This is a genomic window from Mesorhizobium sp. M0317, assembly GCF_040321555.1.
In the GTDB taxonomy this organism is placed as follows: domain Bacteria; phylum Pseudomonadota; class Alphaproteobacteria; order Rhizobiales; family Rhizobiaceae; genus Mesorhizobium.
Map to the genome: position 1 here is coordinate 21,466 of NZ_JAMYRV010000064.1, position 7,406 is coordinate 28,871.

General features: G+C 63.6%; 8 protein-coding genes and 1 pseudogene. 3 read left to right on the forward strand and 6 right to left on the reverse strand.

Annotated elements, in window-relative coordinates; genetic code table 11:
• Positions 1–15 precede the first annotated feature (15 nt).
• From ilvC to NKI88_RS29865, 3 genes are all read right to left on the reverse strand, one after another.
• Complete coding sequence (gene ilvC / locus NKI88_RS29855) at positions 16–1,035, reverse strand: ketol-acid reductoisomerase (RefSeq protein ID WP_013531065.1); 1,020 nt, start codon at positions 1,033–1,035, stop codon at positions 16–18.
• A gap of 23 nt (positions 1,036–1,058) precedes the next feature.
• Positions 1,059–1,724, reverse strand: a complete 666-nt coding sequence (locus tag NKI88_RS29860) for a TetR/AcrR family transcriptional regulator (RefSeq protein ID WP_245264573.1) — start codon at positions 1,722–1,724, stop codon at positions 1,059–1,061.
• 143 nt (positions 1,725–1,867) lie between these two features.
• Entirely contained in the window at positions 1,868–2,326 is a 459-nt protein-coding gene (locus tag NKI88_RS29865) for a MarR family winged helix-turn-helix transcriptional regulator (protein ID WP_023668376.1), read from the reverse strand.
• A 95-nt stretch (positions 2,327–2,421) separates the two neighbouring features.
• Here NKI88_RS29865 and NKI88_RS29870 point away from each other — a divergent pair, with 95 nt between their 5' ends.
• Together NKI88_RS29870 and NKI88_RS29875 are read left to right on the forward strand one after the other, a co-directional pair.
• Entirely contained in the window at positions 2,422–2,727 is a 306-nt protein-coding gene (locus NKI88_RS29870) for a Rieske (2Fe-2S) protein (protein ID WP_023690332.1), read from the forward strand.
• A 19-nt stretch (positions 2,728–2,746) separates the two neighbouring features.
• Positions 2,747–3,463: pseudogene (locus NKI88_RS29875) on the forward strand (glutathione S-transferase family protein); the annotation flags it as partial.
• Here NKI88_RS29875 and NKI88_RS29880 read toward each other — a convergent pair.
• Together NKI88_RS29880 and NKI88_RS29885 are read right to left on the reverse strand one after the other, a co-directional pair.
• Positions 3,357–4,685, reverse strand: a complete 1,329-nt coding sequence (locus NKI88_RS29880; protein ID WP_502909506.1) for an FAD-dependent oxidoreductase — start codon at positions 4,683–4,685, stop codon at positions 3,357–3,359. The pseudogene NKI88_RS29875 and the gene NKI88_RS29880 overlap by 107 nt on opposite strands.
• Before the next feature lie 75 nt (positions 4,686–4,760).
• Complete coding sequence (locus NKI88_RS29885; protein WP_023690335.1) at positions 4,761–5,168, reverse strand: winged helix-turn-helix transcriptional regulator; 408 nt, start codon at positions 5,166–5,168, stop codon at positions 4,761–4,763.
• Between the two features lie 138 nt (positions 5,169–5,306).
• Between NKI88_RS29885 and NKI88_RS29890 the strand changes: the two genes are divergently transcribed.
• Positions 5,307–6,197 (forward strand): SDR family oxidoreductase, encoded by an 891-nt coding sequence (locus NKI88_RS29890; protein ID WP_352546092.1) that lies wholly within the window; start codon positions 5,307–5,309, stop codon positions 6,195–6,197.
• Between the two features lie 50 nt (positions 6,198–6,247).
• Here NKI88_RS29890 and NKI88_RS29895 read toward each other — a convergent pair whose 3' ends face one another.
• Positions 6,248–7,288, reverse strand: coding sequence for an SDR family oxidoreductase (locus tag NKI88_RS29895; RefSeq protein WP_352658997.1), 1,041 nt, complete (start codon positions 7,286–7,288; stop codon positions 6,248–6,250).
• Positions 7,289–7,406 lie beyond the last annotated feature (118 nt).

Sequence of the window (7,406 nt, forward strand, 5' to 3'; positions counted from 1 at the left end):
CCCGACGACTGCGGGTTAGTTCTTGGCCTTGTCGACCAGCTTGTTCTTGGAAATCCAGGGCATCATGGCGCGCAGCTTGGCGCCGACTTCCTCGATCTGGTGGCTGTCATTGTTGCGGCGGATGCCCTTGAAGCGCGACATGCCGGCGCGGTATTCCTGCATCCACTCCGAGGTGAATTTTCCGGTCTGGATGTCCTTCAGCACGCGCTTCATCTCGGCCTTGGTCTCGGCGGTGATAATGCGCGGGCCAGAGACATATTCGCCCCATTCGGCCGTGTTCGAGATCGAGTAGTTCATGTTGGCGATGCCCCCTTCATAGATCAGGTCGACGATCAGCTTGACCTCGTGCAGGCACTCGAAATAGGCCATTTCGGGCGCATAGCCGGCTTCCACCAGCGTCTCGAAACCGGCGCGGATCAGTTCGACCAGGCCGCCGCAGAGCACGACCTGCTCGCCGAACAGATCGGTCTCGCATTCCTCGCGGAAATTGGTCTCGATGATGCCCGAACGGCCGCCGCCGACGCCGCAGGCGTAGGACAGAGCGAGATCGAGCGCGTTGCCGGAAGCATCCTGGTTGACGGCGACCAGGCAAGGCACGCCACCGCCCTTCTGGTATTCGCCGCGCACCGTGTGTCCGGGCCCTTTCGGCGCGATCATAACGACGTCGACGGTCGACTTCGGCTCGATCAGGCCGAAATGCACGTTGAGGCCATGCGCGAAGGCGATCGCGGCGCCGTCACGAATGTTCGGCGCGATTTCGTTTTTGTAGATGTCGGCCTGCAATTCGTCAGGCGTCGCCATCATCATCAAATCGGCCCATTTGGCAGCGTCCGCCACGCTCATCACCTTGAGCCCGTCGGCCTCGACCTTCTTGGCCGTCGCCGATCCCGCCTTGAGGCCGATGGCGATTTCCTTGGCGCCCGAATCCTTGAGGTTGAGCGCATGCGCCCGGCCTTGGCTGCCATAGCCGATGATGGCGACCTTCTTGCCCTTGATCAGATTGAGATCGGCGTCGCGATCGTAATAGACACGCATCTTTTGCTTCCTTCCCGTAGAGATTAGAGGCCTTGCGGCCCGGTTTTTGCTCCATAAAGAGCGAGAAACTGCTGCGTTGCCCGGACGGCATCGCCGCCGATCGCCGCTTCAGTCAATTCCAGCCTGTCGCCGAGCAGGAGACGGATCTGCACGTCGCGGGCGACCAGCCCGAAAAAGGTCCGGAACGCCATTTCGGCATCCGTAAAGTCGAGCAGCCCGGCCTGCTTGCCGGCAAGCAGCACCGGCTTCAGCCGTCTGGCCAGCGCGAAACGGCCATTCTCCAGCACGATGGCGCCGAGATCGTCCTTTCCGGATCCGGCATGGCCGACCGCGACGCGGTTCAGCGCGATCGAGGTATCGCTCGAAATCACCTTCAGCCAGTCCGAGGCGAAGCCTTCCAGGCTTGCCGTCAGCGAGGCAAGATCGAGCCGCTCACCGTCGACCGGCACCACGCGCACTTTCGATGCCTGCCACTGCACGGTCGCCGTCAGCAGTCCGTCGCGGTCGCCGAACCATTTGTAGAGCGTTTCCTTCGAGCAGCTGGCGCGGCGCGCCACCGCCGTCATGGTCAGATTGTCGCCCTCCTCGACCAGCAGCCGCAAAGCCGCGTCCAAGACGGCCTTTTGCCGCTCTGTCAGCACTTCGCTGGTATCGATCTCGGCCCTTGCCTGCAACAATTTCCTGCCCATTCGATGAGGTCGCCGGGTCGCCTCAAACGGCGTACCGTACGTTACGGTTCGGCATATTGCGCAATCCTATGCTCGACGCAAGGGGTCAGGTAGAAAAATCGTCGACGTGAGAGCCGCCGAGCAAACCACGAGATTCTGACGGATCAATCATCGGCGGGCGGATGGCGCAGCTCTCCAAGCAGGCTCGCCAGTATCTTCAGCTCCTCCGCGGAGAGTTTTGCGCCGACCAATTCCGCAATCGACCGTCCATAGACAGCCCACATCCGTCGCCGCGTCTGACGGCCCTTGGCCGAGATGCGGATGGTCTGGCCGCGGCCGTCATCGGCAGCCCTGAGCTTCTCGACCAGTCCGTCTGCCTCGAGGCGCGCCAGAAGCCGCGAGATGTTATACTGCGCAAACAGTGTGCGCTCAGTCAGCTGGAATGGCCGCAGCCCGCCCTCACCCGCCTCGGCGAGTTCATGCAGCACGTCATACCAGTCGAGCGGCGGCAAGCCGCTAGTCTTCAAAGCCTCTTCCGCCTTTTCGATGAGCTGGCGCGAAACCCGCATCAGGCGGGCCCAGGCCTTGACGGCTTCGGGCGAAGGCGTGGTTGTTTTGGTCATGACCCATCCTAGGCGGTAGATGCAGTTGCATCAAGCTTGACGGTCAATGCACTTGCATCTATATGCATGCAACTGCATCGATCCGGGAAAGATCCATGAAACACGAAATTTGCAAAGTCGCCGACGTCCCACAGACGGGCAGCCTGATCGCACCATTCTTCGGCCGCGAGGTCCATATCTGGCGCAGCGGTGAGCGCATCCGCGCCGCCGCCAATGTCTGCCTGCATTTCGGCGGGCCGCTCGACTGCAAGGACGGCAAGCTGGTCTGCCAATGGCACGGTGCCGCCTTCGACATGACATCAGGCGACCGGATCGAAGGTCCGGCGCCAAAAGCGTCGCGACTGATGTTCCTGTCGACGCGCGTCGAGGACGGCGCGTTGAACTATGTCTGGGGAGAGTGACATGCCTGAGAAGAATGAAATGACTGATAAGAATGAAATGACTGGCAAGCTCATTCTCGTCAGCCATCATCTATGCCCCTATGTGCAGCGCGCGGCGATCTCGCTGGCCGAGAAAGGCGTGCCGTTTGAGCGTGTCACCATCGACCTCGCCAACAAGCCGGACTGGTTCAAGGCGATTTCGCCGCTGGGCAAGGTGCCGCTGCTGATCGTCCAGGCAAATGGCGAGGAGACGGTGATCTTCGAATCCGCCGTCATTCTCGAATTCCTCGAGGAGACGCAAGCCAATCCTCTGCATCCGGCCGACGCCTACGCCCGTGCCCGGCATCGCGCCTGGATCGAGTTCGGCTCGGCGACATTGAACACCATCGGCCGGTTCTACTCGGCTTCGACGGAGGCCGCCTTCCTGGCAGAGTCCACGGCACTTTCGGCCATGTTCGATCGTCTGGAGGACGAACTGGCCGACCAGGCCGGACCGTGGTTCAATGGCGAGCGCTTTTGCCTCGTCGATGCCGTCTACGGCCCGGTCTTCCGCTATCTCGACGCCTTCGACCGGATCGGCAATTTCGGCATTCTGGACGGCAAGCCATTGGTCCAGGCCTGGCGCAAGGCGTTGAGCGAACGCGCCTCGATCAAGGGTGCCGTGGCGCCGGGCTATCCGCAGCGGCTGCGTCTATTCCTGCGTGCGAGAAATTCGTTTCTCTCGACCCTGATCCCGCCGGATGATCTGGCCAGTGCACCTCCTCTAGCCCGATCCGCCTGAACGGATCGATCAGCGTGCCGGCCACCATCGAGGCAAGCACGCTTGGCACTGGCGGGATTTTGGCGATGGTTGCCACCAGCCTGTCGCGGAAGAAGGGCAGCATCGTGCCGTCCGACTGGTAGAACGGCGTCAGCGCCAGCGACAGCAGCTGGAAGATTCGGACATGCCATCGCCGCGCCCGGGCGTAGCTTTCCAGCGCTGCCTCGACGTTGCCCGTTTGTGCCAAGGCATGGCTGAGTGCTGCCGCGTCGAGCAGCGCCATGTTGGCGCCTTGCCCGAGCTGCGGGCTGGTCGAATGCGCGGCATCGCCGATCACGGCCAGCCTGCGGCCGGCCGGCAGCTTCATCGTGTGGTGGCCGTAGCGCGCCAGCGACAGCTGGTCGAAGCTGTCGATCTGGCTGGTGAACGCCTCGCACTGTGGCCACAGCGAGACCAGTCTCGCCTTCCATGCGTCGAGCCCTGCCGCGCGCACGTTTTCGGCATCCGCCGGCTTCAGGCTCCAGAAGAACGCCGCCATCTTTTCCCCGCCCGGTTCCGGTCGGCCGATCGGCAGGACGCCGATCATCACGCTGGCCTTGTCGTAGCGCTGCAGCAGCGCATTTTCGTCGAAGCCTTGGCGCCAGCCGAGCGAGGCCCAGAACGCGCCGTAAGTGAGCTGCCGCGGCTGGGCCGGATCGTTGAGGCACCGGCGCAGCTTCGAACGCGAGCCGCTGGCGTCGACCACGAGGTCGAACGGCCCTGCCCTGCGGCCCCCCACCGTTCGGCTCTTGTCGAAGATCAGGATCGCCCGCTCACCGACGTCCAGCGTCTCGATCTCGACACCGGTTTCGATGGCGATGCCTTGGCGCTGCGCGGCGCGAAACAACATGTTGAACAACGCCGCCCGGTGCACCGCCAGCCCGAAACGGTCGCCAGGCTGCGCATCGTAGCGCACGGCGAGCACGGTGCGGCCGCTCGAGGCATCGGCGCCATGCAGACGCTCGATGCGGCTCCCCAGCGCCAGAATGTCGTCGAGCAGGCCGAGATCGGCGAGCACGCTCAGCCCGGTCGGCTGCAGGATCAGTCCGGAACCGACGGGCTTGGGTTCCTCGAAACGTTCGAAGATGGTGACGTTGTGGCCCGCGCGCTTGAGATAGAGCGCGGTAGCGAGCCCCGCCGGGCCGGCGCCCGCAATCGCGATGTCGAGAGATTTTTCCATTGCCCGCCCAACCACTGGCCGGACAATCCTTCAGCGCCATTGTCAAATCAAGCCATTGCTGCATGGACCAAAATATCAGCCACCGGCGTCGAAGGCAGCGCGCGCCTTGCGCACCGCACCATGGTTGAGTTCGGCCCACAGGATCAGTTGATGCAAGGCGCCGAACATCGAACGGCCGAGATCGGTCAGGCTGTATTCGACGCTTGGCGGCTTGGTCGGGAACACTTCGCGATGAACAAAGCCGTCGCGCTGCAGATCGTGGAGCGTCTGGGTCAACATGCGCTGCGAGATGTCGGGCACCAGGCGCCGCAACTCGCCGAAACGATAGGGCTGCTCGGCGAGCGCCGCCATCAGCAGCGAACTCCATTTGCCGTTCACACCCTGCATCACGTCGCGAACCGGGCAATCGGCAATGTTTGCGCCATCGCTGGTGGCTTTGAATATATTGAGCTTGGTTCTCAGATTGACGACCTTGCCGTCCATGGCTGCTGGTTCCCTGGCGGTGCCTACCTCCCTAAAAACTGCCTTCTTTACGGTGGCCGGTCAATTCTTATTTTAGTGCTGGTCTCTTTTTGAGACTGTCAGAAGCACCCGCCACCCGGCGCAATTTCAGGATCCCCCATGACCGCAACCCTTCTCGTCACCGGCGCTTCCGGCCAGCTTGGCCGCGGCGTCATCAACCACCTGCTGGACACATTAAAGGTCCCCGCAAACCGCATCATCGCCACCACCCGTACACCCGCCAACCTTGCCGATCTGGCGGCGCGCGGCGTCGTCGTCAGAGCCGCTGACTTCAACGACCCGCAATCGCTTGCCGAGGCCTTCGCGGGAGCCGACCGGGCACTCGTCATCTCGACCAACGAACTTGAGGTACAGGGGAAGCGGCGCGAGCAGCAGCTTGCGGCGGTGACGGCGGCCAAACAGGCTGGCGTCGGCCACCTGCTGTACACCTCGATGCCCAACCCCGAGCCTGGTTCGCCGGTTGTTTTCGCGCCCGACCACTACGACACCGAACAAGCGATCAAGGCGAGCGGGATCCCCTACACGATATTCCGCAATGGCTGGTATAACGAGAACCTGTTCATGGCGTTGCCGCAGGTTCTGGCGTCGGGTCAGTGGTACACCTCCGCCGGCGACGGCGCCATTTCCTACGGCACGCGTGACGATTTCGCGGCGGCGATCGCAGCGGGGCTCGCCTCGGACAGCAGCGAAAGCGCGACTTACACGCTCACCGGCCCCAGTGCGTATACGGCTGCCGAAGTGGCGGCGTTGGTCACCGAGGTCACCAGCAAGCCGATCAAGGTCATCCAGCTTTCCGACGAAGCCCTGACCGAGGGAATGAAGTCGGCCGGCCTGCCTGAACCCTTCGCCAAGGTGCTGGTTTCATTCGACGCCGCCGCCCGCGCCGGTGACCTCGGCATGGTGACCGACGCGGTCGAAAAACTCTCCGGCCGAAAGTCGGTGCCGCTGAAGCAGTTTCTGGAGACGAACAAGGCTGCACTGGCCGGCTGAAAGCTGCCGTTGCGGGACGCCGAGCCCTTAAGGTTCGGCCTCCCGCACAATTACTTACGTCGCTTGACCAGTCCCAGCCGAATCAGGCTTTCGCCCGTGGCAATCAAAGCATCTTCGCGCGAGCGTGGCGCCCAGCCGAGCACGCGCACCGCCTTGGCGTTGGTGGCGTTCTTGACCTTGCCCAGTTCCGTTGCGAGTTGTGCCGCTTCCGGATTGAACAGCCCGATGATGCGCACCAGCCAATCGGGAAACTCCCGCGTCGAGACGCGCGACGCCGCCGGCCCGAGCCGCGTCTTCAGGGTCTGCGCGATCTCGCGCACCGTCATGAAATCGCCGGCGACAGCCAGGAACCGTTCGCCCTTGGCGGCGGGGTGGGTCATGGCGCGAACATGCAGATCCGCCACGTCGCGCGCGTCGACGACGCCGAAGGACAGGCGCGGCAGCCCAGGCACGGCGCCGTTCAGCATGCGCTGGACAAATTCGGTCGAGGTCGAATGGTCCGCGCCGAGCACCGGTCCAAAGATGCCAACGGGATTGACGACCGCAAGCTCCAGCGCGCCGCCCTGCTCGGCGATGAAATCCCAGGCCGCGCGCTCGGCGAGCGTCTTGGACTTCACATAGGCGCTGACCTTGCCTGCCGGATCGGTCCAGTTTTCCTCGTTGAAAGGCTGCCCATCCGCGCGCATCTTGCCATAGCCGACGGCCGCGAAGGATGAGGTGAGCACGACGCGCCTGACCCCGGCATCCCGCGCCGCCCGCAGCACGCGCAACGCGCCCTCGCGCGCCGGAAGGATCAGGTCATCCTCATGCGTGGGCACGCCGGGCGGAAAAGGCGATGCGACATGCAGCACGTAATCGCAGCCGGCCACCGCCGCCGGCCAGCCTGCGTCGGCCATCAGATCGGCATGGGCGAATGAAAGGGCGTCACCGGGCTCCGTGCTACCTGCCTTGAGCATGGCGAGCACATCGGCTTCGCGCCTGGCCGATCGCACGGAGGTGCGGACGCGGTAGCCGGCCTTCAACAGTTCGAGGATGCAGTGAGCGCCGAGGAAGCCGGACCCGCCGGTGACCAGCACCAATTCGCCGCTCATATTAGCCTCCTCGACGATTTATCCGTTCGAGACCCTCAGATCGCCACCTGCGTGCCGATCTCGACCACACGTCCGGTCGGGATCTGGAAATACTCCGTCGCATCGGCCGCCGAGCGGG